This is a genomic window from Pseudomonas abieticivorans, from assembly GCF_023509015.1.
Classification (GTDB): Bacteria; Pseudomonadota; Gammaproteobacteria; order Pseudomonadales; family Pseudomonadaceae; genus Aquipseudomonas; species Aquipseudomonas abieticivorans.
Map to the genome: position 1 here is coordinate 5,272,584 of NZ_CP094975.1, position 23,996 is coordinate 5,296,579.

17 protein-coding genes and 1 riboswitch are annotated in these 23,996 nt (G+C 63.3%); of the genes, 10 read left to right on the plus strand and 7 right to left on the minus strand.

All coding sequences use genetic code 11. The features are described from left to right. Positions 1-97: 97 nt before the first annotated feature. Entirely contained in the window at positions 98-796 is a 699-nt protein-coding gene (locus tag L9B60_RS24015; protein ID WP_249673458.1) for a pentapeptide repeat-containing protein, read from the minus strand. A 365-nt stretch (positions 797-1,161) separates the two neighbouring features. Here L9B60_RS24015 and L9B60_RS24020 point away from each other — a divergent pair, with 365 nt between their 5' ends. Together L9B60_RS24020 and L9B60_RS24025 are read left to right on the plus strand one after the other, a co-directional pair. Continuing rightward, on the plus strand, positions 1,162-1,443 hold the full coding sequence (locus L9B60_RS24020) for a type II toxin-antitoxin system Phd/YefM family antitoxin (protein ID WP_249673459.1): 282 nt from the start codon (positions 1,162-1,164) through the stop codon (positions 1,441-1,443). Next, positions 1,409-1,714: a Txe/YoeB family addiction module toxin gene (locus L9B60_RS24025; protein ID WP_438866008.1), complete on the plus strand. Its 306-nt coding sequence runs from the start codon at positions 1,409-1,411 to the stop codon at positions 1,712-1,714. The genes L9B60_RS24020 and L9B60_RS24025 overlap by 35 nt, the downstream gene beginning before the upstream one ends. Positions 1,715-1,738: 24 nt before the next feature. Here the strand turns inward: L9B60_RS24025 and L9B60_RS24030 are convergent, their stop codons facing one another. Further along, positions 1,739-2,641, minus strand: coding sequence for a LysR family transcriptional regulator (locus L9B60_RS24030; RefSeq protein ID WP_249673461.1), 903 nt, complete (start codon positions 2,639-2,641; stop codon positions 1,739-1,741). A 104-nt stretch (positions 2,642-2,745) separates the two neighbouring features. Here L9B60_RS24030 and L9B60_RS24035 point away from each other — a divergent pair, with 104 nt between their 5' ends. From L9B60_RS24035 to mntP, 4 genes are all read left to right on the plus strand, one after another. Further along, a complete protein-coding gene (locus L9B60_RS24035; protein ID WP_249673462.1) occupies positions 2,746-4,095 on the plus strand; it encodes an MFS transporter in 1,350 nt (449 codons plus the stop codon). 25 nt (positions 4,096-4,120) lie between these two features. Further along, positions 4,121-5,395: a glucarate dehydratase family protein gene (locus tag L9B60_RS24040; RefSeq protein WP_249673463.1), complete on the plus strand. Its 1,275-nt coding sequence runs from the start codon at positions 4,121-4,123 to the stop codon at positions 5,393-5,395. 90 nt (positions 5,396-5,485) lie between these two features. Continuing rightward, entirely contained in the window at positions 5,486-6,679 is a 1,194-nt protein-coding gene (locus L9B60_RS24045; protein ID WP_249673464.1) for a DUF2252 domain-containing protein, read from the plus strand. A 48-nt stretch (positions 6,680-6,727) separates the two neighbouring features. Beyond that, positions 6,728-6,896, plus strand: a riboswitch (yybP-ykoY riboswitch). A 9-nt stretch (positions 6,897-6,905) separates the two neighbouring features. Beyond that, a complete protein-coding gene (gene mntP, locus L9B60_RS24050; RefSeq protein ID WP_249673465.1) occupies positions 6,906-7,469 on the plus strand; it encodes a manganese efflux pump MntP in 564 nt (187 codons plus the stop codon). A gap of 42 nt (positions 7,470-7,511) precedes the next feature. Here mntP and mtlD read toward each other — a convergent pair whose 3' ends face one another. From mtlD to L9B60_RS24075, 5 genes are all read right to left on the minus strand, one after another. After that, positions 7,512-9,656: a bifunctional mannitol-1-phosphate dehydrogenase/phosphatase gene (gene mtlD, locus L9B60_RS24055; protein ID WP_249673466.1), complete on the minus strand. Its 2,145-nt coding sequence runs from the start codon at positions 9,654-9,656 to the stop codon at positions 7,512-7,514. A 497-nt stretch (positions 9,657-10,153) separates the two neighbouring features. Beyond that, a complete protein-coding gene (locus tag L9B60_RS24060; RefSeq protein ID WP_249673467.1) occupies positions 10,154-13,141 on the minus strand; it encodes a hypothetical protein in 2,988 nt (995 codons plus the stop codon). A gap of 196 nt (positions 13,142-13,337) precedes the next feature. Beyond that, positions 13,338-15,266 carry an LTA synthase family protein gene (locus tag L9B60_RS24065; protein ID WP_249673468.1) on the minus strand — a complete coding sequence of 643 codons (1,929 nt, stop codon included), beginning with the start codon at positions 15,264-15,266 and terminating at the stop codon, positions 13,338-13,340. A 98-nt stretch (positions 15,267-15,364) separates the two neighbouring features. Continuing rightward, on the minus strand, positions 15,365-16,756 hold the full coding sequence (locus tag L9B60_RS24070; protein ID WP_249673469.1) for a sensor histidine kinase: 1,392 nt from the start codon (positions 16,754-16,756) through the stop codon (positions 15,365-15,367). Further along, complete coding sequence (locus L9B60_RS24075) at positions 16,734-17,426, minus strand: response regulator transcription factor (RefSeq protein WP_249673470.1); 693 nt, start codon at positions 17,424-17,426, stop codon at positions 16,734-16,736. The genes L9B60_RS24070 and L9B60_RS24075 overlap by 23 nt, the downstream gene beginning before the upstream one ends. Before the next feature lie 97 nt (positions 17,427-17,523). On the opposite strand from L9B60_RS24075, the gene L9B60_RS24080 reads away from it, so the two are divergent. From L9B60_RS24080 to L9B60_RS24095, 4 genes are all read left to right on the plus strand, one after another. Next, positions 17,524-18,213, plus strand: a complete 690-nt coding sequence (locus tag L9B60_RS24080; protein ID WP_249673471.1) for a response regulator transcription factor — start codon at positions 17,524-17,526, stop codon at positions 18,211-18,213. Between the two features lie 104 nt (positions 18,214-18,317). Then, entirely contained in the window at positions 18,318-19,730 is a 1,413-nt protein-coding gene (locus L9B60_RS24085) for an efflux transporter outer membrane subunit (RefSeq protein WP_249673472.1), read from the plus strand. Then, positions 19,727-20,902, plus strand: a complete 1,176-nt coding sequence (locus tag L9B60_RS24090) for an efflux RND transporter periplasmic adaptor subunit (RefSeq protein ID WP_249673473.1) — start codon at positions 19,727-19,729, stop codon at positions 20,900-20,902. Before L9B60_RS24085 ends, L9B60_RS24090 begins: the two co-directional genes overlap by 4 nt. Further along, entirely contained in the window at positions 20,899-23,982 is a 3,084-nt protein-coding gene (locus tag L9B60_RS24095) for an efflux RND transporter permease subunit (protein WP_249673474.1), read from the plus strand. Before L9B60_RS24090 ends, L9B60_RS24095 begins: the two co-directional genes overlap by 4 nt. Positions 23,983-23,996 lie beyond the last annotated feature (14 nt).

Below are 23,996 nucleotides of genomic sequence, written 5' to 3' on the forward strand. Positions count from 1 at the left end.
CTCTGCCGGTAGTGAATGCGAATTAGATTTCGTTACATTCACTACACGGGCGCCGAGCGCAAACACCTCACACCCAAAGCAGAAATAGTTGTGAAGCCTAGTGAACTTGTAGTCCAAGGCCCGCCAACAGCATGCCCGCCTGGGCTTTGGAAATGATCGCACCCTTGAACAGCTTGGCGTCGGTCAGGCGCAGCCCGTGCAAACTGGCCTCGCGCAGGTCAGCCTGATCGAAGCGTGCGTTGTTCACCCGCGCCAGCGACAGGCTGCCGCCCTCGACGAACACTGCCTGGCGGAAGTCGCAGTAGCTGAGGTCGGCTTCGGCGAAGTCCAGGTTGTGCAGGGTGTTCTTGTAGAACGACATGCCCGACAGGCAGGCGCTGCGTAGCACGCAGTCGGTGAAGGTCAGGCCCAGGGTGCGGGTGTCGGCAAAGTTGGCGCCGGTCAACTTGCAGCCCTGGAACGTGGCCTGGGCCAGTTTGCTGCCTTGCCACAGGGTGTTGTTCAGGTCGCACTGGTTGAACCGGGCCTCTTCCAGGTTGACCGAGCGAAATACGGCCAGGCCCGCGCGGCAGCTTTGCCAATGGGTTTGGCTCAGGTCAGCGGCACTGAGGTTGGTTTCGCTGAACTGGCAACGCTCGAAGCGCGTGCCGCTCAGGTCCAGGCGCGAGAGGTCCTGGCCACTGAAATCGATGCCGGTGAACGAGAACGGCCGTTGGCGGGCCTTGATCAAGGCGGGCAGGGCGGTGCTGGCCAGTTCGTCTTCGGTGATCACCTGGTAATCGGTTTCTGCGGGCATGGCGCCTTCCTGGGTCAATCGGTGGAGCGGGGATTGAATCGAAGGTGGGGGCTATGTGCAACTGGTCTTTGGATGGCGTGTGGTGCGGCCGACTCGCGAAAGGGCCCATGCTGCGCCGCCTTTCGGAGTAGTCCTACGCAGAGTTTCTCACGGGCTGACTGCAACCACAGAGATTTAGCCCAATACTCCGTGCCTCCTCACTGGGTACACGCTCCATTTCGACTTACATGGATGTACAGAACCTTGTACAATGATTGCGTCTAGCATAAGCCAGACGTTTTCAACCCAACGCTTTAGCTTGGGCCCCCTTCAAACCTGACAGCCAAAGGCTGGGAGGCCTGGGTTTAGCCCAGGAAGGAAAGAATATGCATGTACTGACTTTCAGCCAGGCTCGCGCCGGCCTGAAGCAAGCAATGGATGATGTCTGCCGAGATCATGAGCCGGCGGTTATCACACGCCAGCGTGGCGAGCCCGTTGTGATGATGTCCTTGGACGATTACAACGGGATCACCGAAACGCTCTATTTGCTGAGCTCATCGGCTAACGCGACTCGGTTGCGTGAATCCATTGAACAGCTCAAGGGCGGAGCGGCTGTAGCGATGGAACTTCTGATTGATGATGAAAGCGAAACAGCAAAACAAGACTAACGCGCGTCAGGGCGTCAGGGTGTCTTTTACGCCCCATGGTTGGGATGACTATCTGCACTGGCGCGAGGCTGATACCAAGGTCCTCGACGCTATCAATACCTTGGTCAATGAATGCCTTCGTACCCCTTTCAAAGGCACAGGCAAGCCCGAACCGTTGAAAGGCGATCTCTCTGGTTTCTGGTCGCGAAGAATCACTAAGGAGCATCGGCTGGTGTATCTCTACGAGAACGGCGTGCTGACTATTTTGCAGTGCCGCTTCCACTATGCCTGAATAGTCTCCGGGATCTGCCGCCCCTCAGGTCCCCCACCCCTCCCGCACCGCGGTCCTGATCCCTTCCAGCAACATTGCAAACGCCGGGTTGTCGTTGTTCTCCCGCCAGATCAGGTGCAATTCGCTCTGCACCCCTTCACCCAGTTCGATCTCGCGAAACACCACGTGCTTGAACACCACGCTGGTGGCGCAACGTGGCACCAAGGCCAGGCCCATGCCGGCGTTGACCAGGGCCAGGATGGTCAGCGATGAGCCTAGCCATTGCACGTAGTCGGGGGCCACGCGGGCGGAGCGCAGCATGCCAGTGAGCAGTTCGTTGAACGGCGGGTAGGCGGCGTGGGAGTACATGAGGAAGGGCTGGGCGTCCAGGTGCTGCACGCTCACTGTGTGCGCAGTGGCCAGCGGGTGGGCGCTGGGCACGGCCAGCACAAAGGGCTCGCGCACCAGGCATTCGGTGGCATAACCGGTTTCCAGCAACGGCGCGCGGGCGATACCCAAGTCGATCCGGTTGGCGCGCAACGCTTCGTGTTGCTGGTAGGTGTTCATTTCCGCCAGGTCGATTTTGACGTGGGGTTGCTTGAGTCGCGCCTCGGCGATGACCTTGGGCAAAAACTCATACACCGCGCTGCCCACGAAGCTGATGTTGACCGAACCGATGTCGCCCTCGGCAAAGCGCCTGGCGGTCACGGCGGCCTGCTGTGCGCGCTCCAGCAGGTTTTGCGCTTCGACAAAGAAGGCACGGCCTGCGGCCGTCAGGGCCACGCTGCGGGTGGAGCGAGTGAACAGCGCCACCCCCAGGTGGTGCTCCAGCAATTGGATCTGCCGGCTCAGCGGTGGCTGGGTCATGTTCAGCCGTTCTGCGGCGCGGCGAAAGTTGAGCTCGGTGGCCACGGTGGTGAAGCAACGGAGCTGTGTCAGCTCGAACATTGATCTAATCCTGGTATCAATCGAATGCCAGTTTAGATTAGACGGGATCAATGCGCGCGTCCATGATCGGCCTGTCCCTAAAAAAACAATGACGGGAGTCGCCTTTGAAAACCCTCCAAAGTCCGCCACCCACGGTGCTTGCCCAAGCGGCCGCCAAGGTGAAGCGCCATGTGTTGCCGCTGTTCGTGGTGATGTTCATCGTCAACTACATCGACCGGGTGAACATCGGTTTCGTGCGCAGCCACATGGAAACCGACCTGGGCATTGGCGCTGCCGCCTACGGCTTGGGCGCCGGGTTGTTTTTCGTCGGTTACGCACTGTTCGAAGTGCCGTCGAACATGCTGCTGCAGCGCTTTGGCGCCCGCGCCTGGCTCACCCGCATCATGTTCACCTGGGGCGCCGCGGCCATGGCCATGGCGTTCGTGCGCGGTGAAACCAGCTTCTACGTGCTGCGCTTTATCTTGGGCGCGGCGGAGGCGGGGTTCTTTCCGGGCATCATTTATTACTTCACCCAGTGGCTGCCCGCCTCTGAGCGCGGCAAAACCATGGCCGTGTTCCTCAGCGGTTCGGCCATCGCCTCGGTGATCTCGGGGCCGGTGTCCGGCGCGTTGCTTAATGTCAGCGGCCTGAGCCTGCACGGTTGGCAGTGGATGTTTTTGATCGAGGGCTTTGCCTCCATCGTGTTGTGCGGCTTTGTCTGGTTCTGGCTGCAGTCCCACCCCCGCGAGGCCAAATGGTTGAGCGAAGAAGAGAAGGAGGTGCTGGTCAACGCCATTGCCGAAGAACAGCGTGCCCGTGAAGCAGTACAAGTGGCCAAACCGTCGATGTTCAAGCTGTTGGCCGACAAGCAGATCGCGCTGTTCTGCTTCATCTATTTTTCCATCACCTTGACCATCTACGGCGCGACCTTCTGGCTGCCGACCATGATCAAGAAAATGGGCAGCTTGAGCGACTTGGAAGTGGGGCTGTTCAACTCGGTGCCCTGGATCATCTCCATTGCTGCGATGTATGGCTTCGCGGCCATGGCCAGCAAATGGAAATTCCAGCAGGCCTGGGTCGCGTTGACCTTGGTGGTGGCGGCCATTGGCATGTTCATGTCCACCTTCGGCGGGCCGGTGTTCGCCTTCGTTGCCATCTGCTTTGCCGCCATTGGTTTCAAAGCCGCCTCGGCGCTGTTCTGGCCCATCCCCCAGGCTTACCTGGATGTGCGCATCGCTGCGGCGGTGATCGCGCTGGTCAATTCCATCGGTAACCTGGGCGGCTTCGTCGCGCCCACCGCCTTCGGTTTGCTGGAGCAAAGCACCGGCTCCATCGAGGGTGGGCTGTACGGCTTGGCTGCGACCTCGCTGGTGGCGGCCGTGGTGATCTTTTTCGCGCGCACCGCCCCTGGCACCGGCCGCCAACGCCCCCAAGCTGGCCCGCTGTCGGCACCCAAGCCTGCCATTACTCATTAAGCCCTGGACCCTGGGAGTTGCTATTTTGAAAATCAAACGCGTCACCGTCACCCCCATCGCGTTTCGTGACCCACCGCTGCTCAATGCCAGTGGTATTCATGAACCCTACGCGCTGCGCTCGATTATCGAGATTGAAAGCGACAACGGCTACATCGGCCTGGGCGAAAGCTACGGCGATGCCCCGGCGCTGGCGATCCAGTTGCAACTCAAGGATCAGTTGATCGGCCTGGACCCTTTCAACCTCAACCACCTGCGCCGCCTGGTGCAAGCCACCGTGGCGGCGAACAAGACCGACAGCCTGGCCGGCGCGGAACTGGCCCCCGGTTCCCACGCCAGCAAGGCGGTGAGCAACGCCTACTCAGCCTTTGAAGTGGCCTTCCTGGACCTGCAGGCCCATTACCTGAATGTGCCGTTGGTGGATTTGCTGGGCGGTGCGATTCGTGACGAAGTGCCGTTCAGTGCCTACCTGTTTTTCAAGTACGCGCAGCACATCGACGCGCCCTATAAGCCGGACAGCTGGGGCGAGGCCTTAAGTGAACAGCAGATCGTTGCCCAGGCCCGGCGCATGATCGAGGCGTATGGTTTCAAAAGCATCAAGCTCAAGGCCGGGGCCCTTGAGCCCGAGCACGAAGTGGCCTGCATCAAGGCCCTGAAAAAGGCCTTTCCCGGCTACCCGCTGCGCATCGACCCCAACGCCAACTGGTCGGTGGACACTGCCATCCGCATGGCCGAGTTACTGGGTGACGACCTGCAATACTACGAAGACCCGACGCCGGGCCTGGAAGGCATGGCCGAGTTGCATACACGCACCGGCTTGCCGCTGGCGACCAACATGGTGGTCACCGACTTCGACGAATTTCGCCGCAGCATCGAGCTCAACAGCGTGCAAATCGTGCTCGCCGACCATCACTACTGGGGCGGCCTGCGTGACACCCAGGCGCTGGCCAAGATGTGCCAGACCTTCAACGTCGGCGTGTCGATGCATTCCAACTCACACCTGGGTATCAGCCTGATGGCCATGGCCCACGTGGCCGCCTCGGTGCCAAACCTGGACTACGCCTGCGACACCCATTACCCCTGGCAGGAACCGGACGAAGAGGTGATCAAAGGCGGCAAGCTGCCGATCGTCGATGGTTGCGTGAAAATCACCCGCGCGCCGGGGTTGGGCCTGGAACTTGATCATGATCAGTTGGGCAAGCTGCATGACCAGTACCTGACGTGCGGGATTCGCCAGCGTGACGATGTGCGGCAAATGCAGCGCTATAAGCCGCAGTGGAAAACCCTCAAGCCTCGGTTTTGACAAGCCGTCCGGGCGAGCAGCTATTGTAATATTTTGAAACATCTGGCCGCGCCAGGGGTCAACCGGGTTCCTCCGCCTTAAGAACACCCCATGAAAACACCTCGCCCGTCCGCTCGACAGGAACCCCTGGCGCAACTGCGCACTCTGAAAATGGCGAGGTCGGCCCACGCCTACGTGCGGGGCAGCACGGTGCAGTTCTACGAATGGTTGCACAGCCAATCCGGCCGGCGTTTGCCCAAGGGCCCGCCGGTGTGGATTTGCGGTGACTGCCACGCCGGCAACCTGGGCCCCACGGGCGACTTGAAAGGCCGCATCGATATTCATATCCGCGACTTGGACCAGACCGTGATCGGCAACCCCGCCCACGACCTGGTGCGCCTGGCGCTGTCGCTGGCCACCGCCGCGCGTGGCTCCGACTTGCCCGGCGTGACCACTGCACGCATGCTTGAAGAGGTGATGCGCGGCTATGAGCAGGCTTTTGCAGACAACGACGGTGAACAACCCACCCGCCCGGCTCAGGTGAAGGCGAGCATGCGCAGCGCCGTGCAGCGCACCTGGAAGCATTTGGCCGAGGAGCGCATCGAGGACACACGTCCGACTATCCCCTTGGGCAAGCACTTCTGGTCGCTGTCCCGAGCCGAGCGCAGCGCCCTGAAAACCCTGTGCGCCACGACGCAAATTCACAGCCTGGTGACCGCGCTCAAAGGCCGCTCCAAGGATGACGAGGTGCAAATGCTCGACTGCGCTTATTGGGTCAAGGGCTGCAGTTCGCTTGGCCTGTCACGCTACGCCGTGCTGTTGGGCGTGGGCGACGATGACGAGCAAGACTATTGCCTGATCGACATCAAGGAGGCGGTTGGTGCCGCCGCGCCGCGTTCGGCCCGGGCCCACATGCCGCGCGACAACGGCCGTCGGGTGGTGGAGGGCGCTCGGCACCTGTCACCGGGCCTGGGTGAGCGGATGCTGGCGACGCGGCTGCTGGACCGTGGGTTTTTCATTCGCGAACTGCTGCCCCAGGACATGAAGTTGGAACTGGACCAACTCAGCGCGCGCGAAGCCATGCAGGCGGCCGGTTACCTGGCCACCGTGGTGGGCCAGGCCCACGCCCGGCAAATGGACAAGGTTACCCGCAAAGCCTGGATCAGCGACCTGCAACTCAACCGCTCAAAAACCCTGGAGGCGCCGTCCTGGCTGTGGTCCAGTGTGGTGCAGTTGGTGGGCAGCCATGAACAGGGTTACCTGGAGCATTGCCGGCGCTATGCCCTGGCGCACACTAAAATCTGATTTTTTTCAGGGCTTTAACATATTTTTCATGTTGCCCTGACTATTATCCTCCACTTCGTTGGGGAGTAACCTGCTGCCAAGCCTTTTGGCAGCGTTCGTATCAACATTCTCGGCAACCTGCCGTGGTACGAACACCATTCGTGGTTGGTGAGACCAGCGACACCTCCATGCCTAAAGTCGGGCGTGTGGTGGTGTCGTTGACTCATAGCCCGACTGGACGTACACCGTGAATCCTATTTCGCTTATCTTCCTGGCCCTGGCCATGTCCACCGATGCGTTCGCCGCCGCGATCGGCAAAGGGTCCAGCCTGCACAAACCCCGCCTGATCGAAGCCTTGCGCACCGGTTTGATCTTTGGCGTGATCGAAGCCATCACGCCCATGATCGGCTGGGCCATCGGGCACGCTGCCACCCGCTGGGTGGAAAGCTGGGACCACTGGATCGCCTTCGGCTTGTTGCTGGTGCTGGGCCTGCACATGATCTACAACGGCGTGAAGCACGACGATGAGGAAGAGGAAAAACCTTCGCAGCACTCTTTCATGATTCTGGCGGTCACCGCCTTTGCCACCAGCATTGATGCACTGGCGGTGGGGGTGGGCCTGGCGTTCGTGGACGTGAACATCTTTGTGGCGGCCGCTGCGATTGGCCTGGCGACCATGACCATGGTGACCATTGGCGTCATGCTGGGCCGGGTGCTGGGCACCGTGGTGGGCAAGCGGGCAGAGATCCTTGGCGGGGTGGTGTTGATGTTGGTGGGCGCGACCATTCTGTACGAGCATTTGTCGGCCTAAGGCGCACACCCCAGCCCTGGCAGCGGGCTGGGGTGGGCAGGGCTACCGGTCCGTGGCCAGCAATGGCCACTCCCAGTGCCCCGAGTCCGGCGCTTTCAAACGCTCGAAATGCCCCGCGATCGTCTCGATCAACACCGCATCATTGACCGGGTCCATCCCCAGGTAGGGCTTGCCGTTGTAACTGCCCGTATGGGTGAGCACCGCCTCGACACTGCCCGTCTCCTCGTACAGCTTTCTCATCACCAGGCACTCCTGGTCCTTGCCGTCGCTTGCGCGCAGGGCGTAGTGAATCGCCAATGCCGTGCCGTAGGCCAAGGCCGGGGTATCGATGGCGTGCTTGTTGGCCAAATCAATGCTGCTCAGGATGCGCTCGTCGCGCTGCAACTTGCGCAGCGGGTCGCGGGCCACGCGGGCGCAGGGGTCTTTGAATGAGGTTTTGCAGCGTTCCAGAAAGGTTTGGGCGAACCCGGCCACGGCTTCGTTCATCTGCTCATTGTCGGCCAACAGGGCCGGTGCCACCTCTTGCCGGATCAAGCGTTCGGCCAGCGCCGCCACACGCGGGTCGCCCATGCCCTGGCCCACCCAGGAATAGCCAAGCAGGCTCGCGTACCAGGCGATGATCGCGTGGGGGCCATTCCACAGGCGGTTCTTGATCACCTGGATCTGCGCGATGTCGTCCACCGTTTTCACCTGGCGCAAGCGTTCCAGCAAATCGCTGCCGCGCTCCACGTACAGCGGCATGTCGGGCTCGCTGTTGAACAAAATCAGGTGCAATTGGCTGAGCGCGTTGCTCGATTGCGCGAAGGGCCGGAAGCGACCGATCAGGCGTTCGTACTCGGGCACCGGCGTGCTGGGTTTTTTCCGCGCAGGGGCTTCGTCTTCCATGCTGTTCTGGAACATCTGCGATTTGATTCGCAACTGGCGCACCAAGGCGTCGTTGCTGATCTTGGAGACGATGCGGCTGACCACGGTTTCGGCGAAATGGGTCTTGTCGAGGATTTGCCGGCTGATGTCTTGCGAGCACAGCAGCGCCAATTCGGCTTGCACATGCCGGCGAACGAAAGCGGCGCCGCCGACCTTGTTCAACACAATCAATATCGTCAACTCGCGGCCACGGCGTTCAAAGCGGCGCACCAGGCCCTTGGCGATGACGTGGGCCTGTTGGCGGATGGCCTGTTCGGGCAAACTCAGGCCGACAATCTCGGCCACGTCGTATAGGTTGATCACCGCTTCGGCGTCGTCCATGTCGATCATGCGCAGGTTTTCGATGGTCTGGTCGAAGGACGTGGCGCCATAGCGCACGCTATAACGGCCGAATGCCGAAACGGTTTCGCGCAGCATCCGCGAGCGGGTAGCGGCGATGATTTCGCAAGGGCGGGTGTAACCGTCCCAGTGCGAGAATACCTGGGTCAGGTAGCCACCGCCGATGGCGCCGAAACCATGGATGCCCACGCGAAACTGGTTCAGTGCTTGCGGAAACGGCTCGCTCAGTTCGGGCGTGCCCAGGTGCGGGATGCATTCGCTGAGGTCGGCGAGAAACTCATGCATGCTGGCGTATGCCTTGAGCGCACCGGCCTTGACCTCGGCGGCAGGCGGCTTGATGTCTTCGATCAGGATCGGCTGGCCTTCGGCGCGGATGGCCGAGAGCAGGCCGTTTTCCGAATCCTCCACCATGAAGCAGCGGTCGGGCTCGCAATTGAGCGCACTGGCGGCGCGCAAAAAGATCTCGGGGTGGGGCTTGCCCTGGCTGACTTCGTCACCGCACACGGTGATGTCGAAGTACTTGAGCACGTTGGCGTTGATCAGGTACTCCTCGGCGATGGCCCGGCGGCTGGAGGTGGCCACGGCCATGGTCAGGCCGCACTTGCGCAAGCGCTCCAGCACTTCCAGCAGGCCGGCCTTGATCGGCACGCCGTGGTTGCGCACGTACTCAAGTTCCAGTTCGTCGGCACGCTGGCGGATTTGCGCATACGGGAAGTCTTCACCGTTGTGGGCCTTGGCCAGGGCTTCGGCTTTCTTGGCACTCAGGCCCAGTGAGCCGATCAGGGTCTGTTCGCTGAGGGGCTTGCCGAAGATTTCGCTGGAGGCTTGCTTGAGCGTCTTGAAACGCAAGCGTTCGGTGTCGAACATTGTGCCGTCCATGTCGAAGATGGCGCTGAATATTCTTTTCCCCTGGAAAAAAATCATGGGCTGATACTCCTTGTGACGGGGGAGGGCTGGCCGGGCACAAACGCCGGGCGAGCAAACGCTCCTTTAAAAAAGCGACGGGTTGACGCACCAGCGCACAGGCTGACGATCAGAAATAGGCAGGTTGAGGCACGTGGCGCAGACGCCGTTCGGTGCAAATGCCTGGCAAAACGCGTTGCCGGCGGGGTGAGGCGAGGAGGGTGCAGAGGGGAGTGACAGGCCCTGTGGCGGCGTGTTCGCCGTCTTTTACGTTAGGCTCACGGTGCGCCATCAGGGCGGCGGACAGTGAGCCTTCAGGGCGATGGATACGTGTGATTCCGAGCATGGGTAAAGGGGGTTTCCTGCGTGAAGTTTGGGTTTCCTTTTTAGACTTAACATGGCAGAGGCGCTTGGATCAAGGCTTGCGTGCCTTGGCCAGCCCCCCGCAGGCGCGGCAAACCGACGCTCCTGCAGGGGCTGGCAACGAGGCAGGGCGCTTGGCTCGGCGCCCTGTTCGGCTACACGCCGTTGGTTTGAATGATGGCCGGCTTGGGCAAGTAGGTGGCGGGGATGGTCGAGACGGCCAACGGCAATTCTGCCGAATCAAGGGGTGTGTTGCCGCGCAACACGCTGTAGCGCACCCTGACCGTTGCCCCGACGTTTGCCCCTACTGCGCTGTCCGGGATGGCGAATTCCACGGTGCCCGCGAGCAGGCCGGGTTTACTGCCGATAACGGGCGTGCCCGCGCCTGGGGTGCCCGTCCAGGTGACGGTAATGGTGTCGGTGGTGCGCATGTCGGCGTAGGTCACCCGCACGGTCGCACCGTTCAGTGCGTCGATCGGGTTGAGGCTGCCGTTGGGCGCCCCGACGACGGTGGGCGCGGGTAAGCTCACAAGCCCTTGGCGCAAGGTAAAGGTGGCCTCGGGGAACGCCAGGGCCTCGGTACTGCTGGTGGCGCCATTGTACGCGACCCAAAGCTTGAGGGTCAGCGTCCCTTCTTTGAGTGATTCAAGCGTGTTGCGCGAAAAGGCCACCCTCAAGCCATTGGTGGCCTCGTTCTGGGTGATTTGCCGAGTGAGAAGCTCAATTCTGATCGCGGCATTGTTGGACGCCAAGGTGCCATGGGCCTCCAGCCACACCCGTTGCCCCGTGGCGCTGCGAGGCCACTTGGCGACGGTGACGGTGGCATCCCCTTGGAATGTGCCCAGGTCCAGAACGTCGGTAGCGTCGGCCTCGCTTATGGCAGGGGCGGGCAGTTCACCGAAGGGCATCTGCAGCACCTGCAATGCCAGCACCGCTGACGTGCCGATCAATTGCTGCCCAGGCTCGCGGTAAATCGCATACCCCACCTGCACGATCCTGCCCATGCTTTGGGTCAACACCAGCGCCGGCACCGGCAGGCCCGCGCTGCCGGCCACGGCGTTCTGGTAGGGCACGGACAGGCCAGTGCCGTCGGGCAAAATCCACGCCACCCCGACGGTATCGCCTGCCAAAATCCGACTGTCACGCACCACGACGGTTGCCGTGTTGTCCTGCACCGGCGGCCCCGAAATGATCGGGTCGAGCGGGTTCGCCGGCAGATTGCTGGCATCCTCCACAGTGGGCGCCAACCACGGCTGTTGGGTGCCAGAGCCCACGGGCAGGATCAATTCCCGCGAGGTGCCGATGATCGCGCCGGCGCGCTCCACGCGGTACAGGGCAATGACCAGGCCATTGAGGTTGGGGCTGATCTGTGAGATGGGGATGTAGATTTGGCTGCTGGTACCGCTGCCGGCCAGGGTGTTGTCCGAGTACAGCCGCGTGGTGCTGCCGGTCCAGTAGACGGTTAGTTTGTCGTTGGCCCGGATGACGCCATCATGCTCGATGAGCAAGGTAGCGCGGTTGCCGATGAGCTTTTCAGGGTCCAGGTAGCCGTCGAACTCTTCTAGCACGCTCGGGGCTTTCAAGGTGCCCGGGACGATACCCACGTTCAGGGTCAAGGCGTCCGATTGGCGCACGGTGCCGTTGATGGTCACCAGGTAGTAGACCTGCACGGTGCTGCCGCCCAGGGGCAAGATGTCTTTGGCGAAGGTGAGGCGGTCGATCAGGGTATCGACCTCGTTGCTCGACACCGCGGTATGGTCCTCGAAATAGATCAGGCTACCCCCCAGCGTGGTCCCGGTCCAAATCATGGTCAGGGGTTGGCCGGCGTACATGCCTAGCCAGGGCGGGATCTGCACGGTGGCATAGGTTAGTGACGGGTCGAGCGCGCTGCCGCGAGCCTCGAGTACGCTGGGCGCGGGCAGCTCCAGCACCTGGCCGACGATGCGCCAGGTGGCGCTGCGCGAGCGGTTGACACTGCCGTTGCTGGCTTTGGTGCGGGTGTAGCTCAGGCGCACGCGGCCACTGGGCAGTTTGCGCGCCTCGGCGTTTTCGATGATGAAATGCATGACCCGGCCAGCGGGCACGGTCTGGGTTCGGTCAAACTCCACCGGGGCATCGTCGACGGTGCGCCCGGCCCAGGTCAGGGTCACGGAATCGCCGGGGGTGAATTGACTTGGCGCCAGGTAAATCTCAATGTCCAGGTCGCGGGTGCCGAGCACGTCGAGGTCGATGACCGCTTGGTAAAACTCTTCGCTGTACGGCTCTTCCAGCAGGTCCTGGCCCACCTCCACCTCGACGTAGCGGGCCATCGACCACGGCAGGTCATTGCCGTCGATGGACTGGTTTTGCACCTCGTCGATGATCTTGTAGATGACTTCCAGGCGCAGGCTGTCGCTGGCCTCACGGATCACGCTGCCGGGCACGTGCACGATGATCGGCGCGTTGCCGTCGATGTCGGCCTGGGTCAGCGTGTAGGTCACCGGCTGCCCGCCCCAACTGAGGGTGATGGTGTCGCGGATGCGGATGTTCTGGTAGCGCGCAAGGGTGATGTCCAGGCCGCTGACCAGATGCTCTGGCAGCACCTTGTCGACCGGTACCGTGGGTGGCAGCAGGTTTTGATGCCCAGGTTCGCCGGCCACGGGGTCGTAGCCGCCGGGCAGGGTGAGCTTGACCAGCACCTGAATGGGCGTGGACTCATCGGCCACGCCGCCGTCGGTGCGGATCACCCGGTGGAAGACGCTGGCCTGGCCGCCCTGGATGACGGCGTGCGGCACGTACAGAAAGTTTTCTTTGTTGACGTCTTCCGGCTCGAGGATTTTGGACACCGCTGGTACCGAATTGCTGCCCCAGAACACATGGACCACGTCGCCCTGGTTCATGGTCAACCAGGTGGGCACCCGCACCAGCAGGCCGTTGCCGCTGGACAGCAGGGCGATGTTGACCCCGGCCTGGCCCGGCACCTCATTGCCCAGGCCGTCGTCGACGATGACCGGGATGTTCTCGCCGATGGGGATGCCCAGCGGCGCCAGCAGGCGGGGTGAAACAGGGATGGCGGCCCGGTGCAGTTGTTCCGCCGACAGAGAGGCGAGTGGGGCGTTGAAGGCCTGCAGGCGCGAGCGAGGGAATAGTCGGGCAATGTTCATGGGGGGCGTGTCCGTGTTTTTTAGGCAATGGACACTTATTCAATACCTCGAAAAGCCTGGCGGCTACTGGCAGAAATACCAGTTTTGCAGGTTTTGCTGGCGGCTTTTACAAGGGGGGCGCGGGTGAAAAAGGCTGCCCGTGCTCGCGGCGGCCTTTGCGCGGATGAAGCGGGACGCCAGGCCGCCCGTGTGTCGGTCACGGCGCCGCAGGCACCACCCAATCCAACAACCCTTGCGTGAACCCATGGCTGGCCGCCTGGTAATACGCAATGGCCCGGCGTACCAGGGGGTCGTCAATGCTGACCACGCTTTCCTGGCTTTGGCTCAGCGCCTGGTCGTGCCGGCGCAAGCCTTGTCGTGGGCTGAGGATGGCCACGTCCTGGCCGTCGAACAGGCCCAGGTGCTGGTAGTTGCCGATCACCACCCGGGGCGGCAGTGAACTGGGCTTGAGCAGGTCGCGGCCGAAGAAGGTCGAGGTGTAGCTCAGGTTCAGCAGGCCCAGCAGGGTAGGCGCCAGGTCGATCTGGCTGGCCAGTTGCGCATCTTCGCGCGCAGGGATCAGTTTTGGCGCATAGATGAACAGCGGTATCTGGTAGTTGGTCACCGGCAGGTCTTCCTTGCCGGCGCTGCCCGCAGTGTGGTCGGCGACGAACACGAACAGGGTGTTGTCGAACCAGGGCTTGCTGCGCGCCTGTTGCAGGAATTGACCGATGGCATGGTCGGTGTACTTCACTGCGCCGTCGCGGCCGTTGCCCGAGGGGATATCGATACGCCCGTCGGGGAAGGTGTAGGGCCGATGGTTGGAGGTGGTCATCAGTTGCAGCAGGAAGGGCACCTGATTGGCGTGGTCGGCGTCGGCCAGTTTCAGGGCCTGGGTGTACAGGTCTTCATCGGCCATGCCCCAGGCGTTCTTGAAGTGAATGTCGGCCTCGTTGACGCTGCTCTGGTCGACCACGCGGTAGCCGTTGCCGCTGAAAAAGGCGTTCATGTTATCGAAGTAGCCGCGCCCGCCGTAGACGAACACCGGGTCGTAGCCCACGTGCTGCAACTGTTGGCCCAGGCTTGCAAAGCCACTTTCACGACCCACCCGTTTGACGATGGAGCGGCCCGGGGTGGGCGGCATCGACAGGGTGATGGCTTCCAGCCCCCGATCGGTGCGGGTGCCGGTGGCGTAGAAGTTGCTGAAATACAGACTGTGCTTGCGCAGCAAGTCCAGGTTGGGGGTCAGTTGCCGCGTGTCGCCGTTGCTGCCCAGGTATTTGGCGCTCAAGCTTTCGATGGTCACCAGGATGATGTTGGGGCGGCGCACAGGGCCGTCGGCAGTGACCTGGCGGCGGATGTCCAGCGGGTCGGGGTTGCCGAATGGGCCGGTCCCTTGGGCCAGTTCGCTGCGGATCAAGGCGCCCGCTTGCGCGGCGGGCAGGCTGGCGTAGAACTGGCCGTAGTCCAGTTCATTGTTGCGAAAGGCGGCGAAGAACTGGTAAGGGCCATTGCTTGCCAACTCGTTCTGGTAGGCATTGCCACCCCGGCCGCGCGGCTGGTCCTGGTCTACCCACAACACGCAGCCGCCGGCCAGTACGGCAACACTGGCCACTAGTGCCAGGCGTTGGCGCCAATCACCCACGGGTGCGGCGAACGTGCGTTGCAGGGGGCGACGAAGGACCAGGCTCACCACCACCGCCGCCACGGCCAGCGCGCTGAGCAGGGTGCCCATCGGGTAGGATTCCAGCAGGTTGTTCAGCACCTCGTCGGAATACACCAGGTAGTCCACGGCAATGAAGTTGAAGCGCACGCCAAACTCGTCCCAGAACAGCCATTCGGCCACGGCCACGAACAGCATCAGGAACACGCTCAGGGCCAGCAGGCCTTGCAGCCACAGCCGGTGCGCCCGGGCTTGCCACAGGCGCGCCGGGCACAACAGCGCGTACAGCGCCAAGGGCACGGCGGCGTAGGCCAGAAAGGCCAGGTCGTACACCAACCCCGTCAGGTACACCGCAAGGCCAGGGCCGCCGGCTTCACTCAGGTGGCTGAACAGCAGCACGCTGCGGGTGACGGCGAAGATCGCCAGCCAGGTGCCGGTGACCAGCCACAGAAAGCGTGCAGGTGCCGTGTTGACGAAGCCCATGGGAACATTTCCTTTTGTCTTGTTTTTGCCGACGGGCATTGCGCCCCACCGAGGCGGCGAAAACTAACAAGGCAAAAGGTAAAATTTCGTAAAAACATCTACAGCATATGTTGCGGGATATGTCCGGCGGGCAAGGCCTTGCCGCTCAGTTCGATGATGCAGCCGGGGGCGGCGTCCTTCACCGCCAGTTGCAGGTCATGCAGGCGGGCCACGGCGGCCACCATGCTCAGGCCCAGGCCGTTGCCCACGGTGTGGCGGCTGCTTTCGCTGCGGTACAGGCGGCGAAACACCGCTTCACGTTCATGCGCCGGGATGCCGGGGCCGGTGTCGGCCACCTGCAGCAGCACGTGGTCGCCCTGGGCCTGCACCGTGACGTGCACGCGGGCCTGGTCCGGGCAAAATTTGATGGCGTTGTCCACCAGGTTGCAGGTGGCGTCGAACAGCAGTTGGGCGTCGCCGGCGATCATCGCCTCGGTGGGCTGGCAGGTCAGCAGCAGGTCGATCTGCCGTTCTTCGGCCAGGGGCTCGTAAAACTCCACGACGTCGGCAGCGATGTGGTTGAGGTCCACGGCGGCGAAATGGCTGCGGCGGGCGCTGTCCTCGATTTCGGAGATGCGCAGCAGGGCGCGGAAGGTCATCAGCAGGCCCTTGGCTTCGGTCAGGGCCGCGTCCAGGGTTTGGGCGTAGTCCTGGGCCTTGAGGCCGCGTCGTTGGGCCCGTTCAAGCCCTGCGATCAGGCGTGTCAGCGGGGTGCGCAGGTCGTGGGCGATGTCGTCGCACACGCCCTTGACCTCGCTCATCAAGCGCTCCAGTTCATCAAGCATATCGTTGACCACCGAGGCGATGCGGTCGATGTCGTCAAAACTGCCGCGCACCGGCAGACGCCGGCTCAGGTCGCCCTCGATGATGCTTTTTATCGCGTTGCTCAGGGCGTTGAGCCGCAGGCGCGTGGAGTTGCCCAGCCAGATCGCCCCCAGCAGGCCCACCAGCAACAGCAATGCGCCGCCCGAGAGTAGGGCATTGACCAGCAACTCGTCGAACTCATGGATATCGTGCACGTCCTGGGCCACCAACAATTGGTTGCCGTCTTCCAGGCGGTGGACGATGAAGCGCACAGGGCGATGGTGCTGGTGGGGGCCCAGCCAGCGGAATTCGTCAGGTTTGTCGTAGGCCTTGATTGGCGGCAATTGGTGGATGGCCCCGGCCAGGTAGTTGCCCTGGGCGTCGAACAGCGAATGGGGCAGGCGCGCCTCGACATCCTGGCGGGCGTGCTTGCGGATTTCCTCCAGGCGCAATGGGGGCGACTGCACGCGGCGGTTTTCCACTTGGCGGTACAGCCCCACGTCGGCCTCGGCCTTGAGGTACACCGCGGTTTGCCAGTAGATGTAGCCAAACAGCGCGAGAAACGAAAAGCCAAACAACCCCAGGAACATCAGGCCGGTGCGAAAGCCGCTGGTGCGGGGGATTTCACTCAGGCGCACGGAGGACATAGCCGGCTCCCCGAATGGTCTGCAGCAGCGGCGTTTCGCCGTCGGCGTCGATCTTGCGACGCAGGCGGCCGATGTGCACTTCGATCACGTTGGTGCGCTCGTCGTAACTGTAGTTCCACACGGCCTCGAAGAGCATGGTGCGGGTGACCACTTGGCCAGCATTGCGGGCCAGGTGTTCGAGCAGAGCGTATTCGCGCGGCAGCAAATCGACCGGGCGCTCACCGCGTGTCACGCTGCGGCGCAGCAAGTCGATCAGCAGGGGGCCGACCTTCAACTGGTTGGGTTGCTCGGCGCTCACCGGCAGCCCGCGACGGCGCAGCAGGGCGTCCAGGCGCGCGGTCAGCTCAATGAACTCGAAGGGTTTGGTCAGGTAGTCGTCGCCGCCGGCGCGTAGCCCACGCACGCGCTCATCCAGCGCGCTCAGGGCACTGAGGATCAGCACCGGGGTGGTCACGCCCGAGGCGCGCAAGGCCGTCAGCACGCCCAGGCCGTCCACGGCACCTGGCAGCATACGGTCCAGCACCACCAGGTCGAAGCTTGCGCTCAGGGCCTGAACGATGCCTTGGCGGCCATCTTCGGCAACGGTCACCTGGTAACCGTGATCCTGCAGGGCCGCTTCGATTTCGCGGGCGGTGGTGCGGTCGTCCTCGACAACCAGAACATGTGTCATGGGCTTTCCTCGGCGGCAGATGGCATAGTGTGCCCACTACGGCCCGGCAGGCAGGTCGTCGCTTGCTAAATTAAAGTTTAGATACAGGAACATGGCCGTGCGGATATTGGTGATCGAAGATGACACCCTGGCAGCAGGTTATCTGGTGCGTGGCCTGAGTGAAAGCGGGCATGTGGTGGACAGCGTCGCCGATGGCCGCCAGGGCCTGGAGATGGCCGAGGAGGGTATCTACGATGCGCTGATCATCGACCGCAAGCTGCCCAGCCTCGATGGCCTGGCGCTGGTGCGGCAACTGCGGGCCGATGACCTGCACACCCCGATCCTGATGCTCAGTGCCTTGGCGTCCACCGAGCAACGCGTCGAAGGCCTGCGCGCCGGTGCCGATGACTACCTGGCCAAACCCTATGCCTTTGTCGAGGTGCTGGCGCGCCTGGATGCGCTGCTGCGCAAGACCCACGCCCAGGGCGCAGGGCAGGTGTTGCGGGTGGGCCAGTTAGAGCTCGATTGCGCCGCACGCACCGCCCGGCGCGAGGGCCGCGAAATTGCCCTGCAGCACCGCGAGTCGCTGTTGCTGGCCAAGCTGATGCGCCACAGCGGCGAAGTGGTGACCCGCGACATGCTGCTCGAAAGCGCCTGGGATTATGCCTTCGACCCCAATGACAACGTCATCGACAAACACATCTACCGCCTGCGCCGCAAACTCGATGCCGGCTTTGAACGGTCGCTGATTCGCACGGTGGCCGGGGCAGGCTATAGCCTTGACGAAGCCGCGGTCAGCGCCGGTTAAATTTAAGTTTACCTGCCGGGGAACGCCGTGCCAGCGAGGCGGCGTTACCGTTGGGGCATTCGTGGACATCGTCCGCACAGGCCTTGACGGAGAACCCCACGCCCATGTCTGCCGTACCCTTGCGGTTAGCCCTGCTCAAACCCTGTTGCCTGTGGCTCGCCGTGGCCCTGGGCGGTTGCTCGTTGGTGCCAACCTATCATCAACCCAGCGTGCCGGTGACCGGCAGTTGGACGGCAGGGCAGGCGCTGAACAGTGCGCCCGCACCCGGCGGCCAGTGGTGGCAAGAGTTCCACAGTACCGAATTGGACCAACTGGTCGATAAGGGCCTGGGCGGCAATTTCAGCTTGCAGGCGGCCAAGGCACGCATCGACGAGGCCCAGGCTTCGGCGCAGGTCGCGGGGGCCGCGCAGTACCCGCAATGGAACCTGGGCGGCAACTTTCAACGACAGAACAACTATGGCACCACGGCCAAGCGCAGCGTGTTCGCCGAGGCCACCTACGAGGTTGACTTCTGGGGCAAGCAGCGGGCCGCGGCGGACTCGGCCCAGGCCTTGGCCCGTGCCAGCGTGTTCGACGCCCAGACCCTGCGCATGACCTTGGGCGCCGACATCGCCAACGCCTACTTCCAGGTCTTGTCGTTGGAGGAACGGCTGAAGCTGGCGCAATCGATCGCCGATGACGCGCAGCAAGTGCTGGACCTGGTTCAGGTGCAAGCCAGCCAGGGCGCGGTGTCCAACCTTGAGGTTGAACAACAACGCAACGCCCTGCAAACCTTCCAGGCGGCCATGCCGCCGCTGCGCCAACAGCGTGACCAGGCGCTGTACCAACTGGCCGTGTTGACCGGCGCATCCCCGCAAGGTTTCAGCCTGCACGACACCGCCTTGGACAGCGTGCAGGTGCCCGCGCCGTCGGCCGGCTTGCCCATCGGCCTGCTGCGCCAGCGCCCAGATATCCAGGCCGCCGAGGCGCGCCTGCAATCGGCGAACTTCGACGTTGGCGTGGCTCGCGCAGCCTTTTTGCCCAACCTGTCGCTGGACCTGCTGGGTGGCCTCGACACCCTGGCCGGCGGGCAGGTCTGGAGCGCCATCGGCACCCTCGGCCAGCCCGTGTTCGCCGGCGGCCAACTCAAAGGCCAATTGCACCTGGACCAAGCCCATGCGCGTGAGCTGGTGGCCAGTTACCGAGAGTCGGTGATCGAGGCGGTGCAAGACGTGCAAACCCAAATCAGCGCCACCCAAGAGCTGGACAAAAGCTACGCGCTGAACCAGGCCGCAGTGACCTCGGCGCGCGAAGCGGCGCGCCTGGCGCAGGTGCGTTATCGCCTGGGCTCCACGGATTTCCAGACCCTGCTGATCGTCGAGCGTACCCAGTACCAGGCCGAAGACACCCTGTTGCAAGTGCGCCTGCAGCACTTGCAAGCCGCCGTGGGCCTGTTTCGCGCCCTGGGCGGCGACTTTACCGCCGCGCCAGGCACTGCCCTTGCTTCCAACCCCGTCACCCAGGATGCCCAGCCATGAGCCTTCCCACCTCCCGTACCCTGCGCGTGTCGCTGTTGGGCCTGGCCGCGTTGCTGGCCATCGGCGCCGGTCACTATGGCTGGCTGCAATATGCCCAAGCTGCCGCCCCCAAGGCTCAAGCGCAGGCAGTGCCGGTGCATGTGCAAACCGCCCGCCAGATGGACCTGCCGGTGTGGTTGTCGGCGATCGGTAACGTGCAACCGCTCAACAGCGTGAACGTGCGCGTGCGCGCCGACGGCGAGCTGCAAAACGTGCTGTTCGAAGAAGGCCAGATGGTGACGGCAGGTAGCCTGTTGGCGCAGATTGACCCGCGCACCTACCAGGCCCAGGTGGCCCAGGCCCAGGCCCAGGTCGCCAAGGACCAGGCGCAACTGGCCAACCTGCGGGTCAGCCTGGACCGTGCGGTGCATTTGGCCGACGCGAAAGCCGGCCCGACCCAGGACGTGGACACCTACAAGGCCCAGTTGGCCGCACAGGTCGCGACGGTGCAGGCCGACCAGGCGGCGCTGGAAAACGCGCGCCTGCAATTGAGTTTTACCGAGGTGCGCGCCCCCTTTACCGGGCGCACCGGCCAACGCTTGCTGGACGTGGGTGCCATCGTCCACGGCGCGGAGGCCAGTGGCTTGGTGACGCTGACCCAGATGAACCCGATCACCGTGGCGTTTGCCGTGTCCCAGGACGATTTGGCGCAGATCCTCGCGCAAAACGCCAAGCACCCGTTGCAGGTGGTGGCCATGAGTCGTGACGGCAGCCGTGAGATCACCCGTGGGCGCTTGAGCTTCATCGACAGCCAAGTGGCCACGGCCAGCGGCCAAGTGCAGCTCAAGGCGCAGTTCGACAATGGCCAGAACCAACTGTGGCCCGGCGAGCTGGTCAGCGCGCGGTTGCTGCTGGACACCGAAAAGAGCGCCACCGTGGTGCCCGTCAGCGCGGTGCAACTGGGCCGCGACGGCGATTACGTGTACGTGGTCGATGCCCACCAGCAGGCCCAACCGCGCAAGGTCCGTGCATCGAATGTCGTGGTGGATGGCCAGCAATGGATTCGCGATGGGCTAAAGCCCGGTGAGACCGTGGTCACCGTGGGCCAGTCGCGCATCGCTCCGGGCGTCAAAGTCACCGGCGTGGACAGCGACGCCATGGCCCAGGCCAGCGACGAGGGGGTAGGGCGATGAACGGGTTGGCCAGCCTGATCCCGCGTCGCGTGGGCCTGAGCCTATTGGCGGTGGGCGTATTGCTGTTGGGTAGCGCGGCGTATTTCAACCTGCCCGTGGCGCCGCTGCCGACCGTGGACTTTCCCACCATCCAGGTCACCGCCAAGCTTTCCGGGGCCAGCGCCGAGACCATGGCCAGCTCCGTGGCAACACCGCTTGAACGGGCCTTTGCCGCCGTGCCACAGGTGACCTCCATGACCTCGTCCAGCGCCGCCGGCAAAACCCAGATCGCCCTGCAGTTCGACCTGTCGCGCAACATCGACGGCGCGGCGCAGGATGTACAGGCGGCCATTAATGCGGCCAGCTCCAACCTGCCCAAGACCATGACCAGCCAGCCGACCTTCAACAAGGTCAACCCCACCGAAGCCACGGTGCTGTCCCTGGCCTTGACCTCGCCGGTGCGTACCTTGCCGGAGCTGGACCGCTACGCGGACAACTACCTGGCCCAGCAACTGTCGCAGATGCCTGGGGTGGGCATGATCGACTTCCACGGCGAGCAAAAACCAGCCGTGCGCATCCGCATCGACCCGGACCGCCTGGCGGCCCGCGGCCTGACGCTGGAGGATGTGCGCAGCATCGTCGGCATCAGCACCCTCGACCAGCCCAAGGGCAACCTCGATGGCCCTGGCCGCTCCATCACCCTGGGGGCCACCGACCAGTTGCTCGACCCCCAGCACTACCGTGACCAGGTGGTGGCGTACAAAAGTGGCGTGCCGATCAAACTCAGCGACCTGGGCGAGGTGGTGGCCAGCGCCGAAGACACCGAGCAGTCGGCCGACATCGGCGGGCAGCCGACGGTGATCGCCGACATCCACAAGCAGCCGGGCTTCAACGTGCTGGACACCATCAACCACATCAAGGCACGCCTGCCCACGCTGATGGCGTCGTTGCCGGCCGACGTGCAGGTGCAGGTGGTGGGCGATCGTACCCAAACCATCCAGGCCTCGGTGAACGACGTGCAGTTCACCCTGTTGCTGTCCATCGCCCTGGTCGTGGTGGTGATTTTCGTGTTCCTGCGCAAGGCCACGGCCACGCTGATCCCGGCCATGACCATCCCGCTGTCGTTGCTGGCCACCTTCGCGGTGATGTACGTGCTGGGCTACAGCCTGGACAACCTATCGATCATGGGCCTGGCGATTGCCGTGGGCTTTGTGGTGGACGACGCCATCGTGGTGATGGAAAACATCGTGCGCCACCTGGAGATGGGCAAGTCGCGGTTGCAGGCGGCGGTGGAGGGCCTGCGCGAAGTGGCGTTCACCATCGTCTCGATGACCGTGTCTTTGATCGCGGTGTTTCTGCCCATCCTGTTGATGAGCGGCATTGTTGGCCGCCTGATGCGTGAGTTCGCCGTGACGGTGAGCGTCGCGATCGTGATGTCGTGCATCGTTTCCCTGACCGTGACACCCATGCTGTGCGCCTGGTTGCTCAAACCCCACGCCGAGGCGGGCGAGGAGGGGCGCTTGGCCCAGGCTTGCGAGCGCGCCTTCATGGCCCTGCAAGACGGCTACCGCGACAGCCTGGACTGGGTGCTCGGCCATCAGCGCCTGACCCTGGCCGTGGCGATTGCCACGGTGGTGGCCACAGGCTTTCTGTACACCGGCATACCCAAGGGCTTTTTCCCCCAGCAAGACACTGGCTTGATCACCGCCATCGCCGAGGGCGCGCCCGATGCATCGCCGGCGGCCATGCGTGCCGATGTCTCGCGCCTGGCCGAGATCGTGCGCCAGGACCCGGCCGTGGCCAAGGTGTACTTCTGGATTGGTGCCAATCCCACCATCAGCCAAGGCAAGATGATGGTCAACCTCAAGCCGTTTGCCGAGCGTACGGCCAGCGCCGCCCAGGTCATCGCGCGGCTGCAGCCGGCGTTGAACCGGGTGCCGGGTATCAAGCTGTACATGCAGGCCAACCAGGACATCCAGATCGGCGGCCGGGCCAGCAAGACCCAGTATCAATACACCCTGCAAGACCCCGACACCGCCGAACTGAACCACTGGAGCGAGGTACTGCTCAAGCGCCTGCAAGCCCTGCCGCAGCTGGTGCATGTGACCTCCGACCAGCAGAGCGGCATCCCCCAGGCCACCCTGCAGATCGACCGCGCCACGGCCTCGCGCCTGGGCGTGTCGGTGCAGGCCATCGACGACGTGCTGTACGACGCCTTCGGCCAGCGCCAGGTGGCGACGATGTTCACCCAGTTGGACCAGAACCACGTGATCCTGGAACTGGACCCGCAATGGCAGGTGTCGCTGTCGACCCTGGAGCACCTGTACGTGCGGGCCGACAACGGTGCCTTGGTGCCGCTGAACATGCTGGCGAGCATCCACCGGGAGCTGGTGCCCATCGTCATCAACCACCAGGGCATCTTCCCGGCGATTACCCTGTCCTTTGACCTGGCGCCTGGCCATGCCCTGAGCGAGGCAGTCGGGGCGATCAACCAGGCATCCCTGGCAGCCGGCTTGCCGGACACCGTCAATGCCAGCTTCCAGGGCGCGGCCCAGGCCTTTCAGGACTCGCTTAAGTCCGAGCCCTGGCTGATCCTGGCGGCGATTCTCACGGTGTACATCGTACTGGGCGTGCTGTACGAAAATGCCATCCACCCGCTGACAATCATCTCCACCTTACCTTCGGCAGGCTTTGGCGCGTTGTTGGCGTTGATGCTCAGTGGCCATGACCTGTCGGTGCTGGGCATGATCGGTATTATCCTGTTGATCGGCATCGTCAAGAAAAACGCGATCATGATCGTGGACTTCACCCTGGTGGCCCAGGCCAGCGGCATGAGCCCCGCGCAGGCGGTGCGTGAAGCCTGCCTGCTGCGCTTGCGGCCGATTTTGATGACCTCGCTGGCGGCTTTGCTGGGCGCAGTGCCCTTGGCATTCGGCCATGGTCCTGGGTCGGAGTTGCGCCAGCCCCTGGGCATTGCCATTGTCGGCGGCCTGCTGGTGTCGCAGGTGCTGACGCTGTATACAACGCCGGTGGTCTACCTGTGGTTCGAGCGCCTGCGCCAGGGCAGGGCTCGGGAAACGGTGAGTGCGCATACGCAATGAACAAAAGAACAATG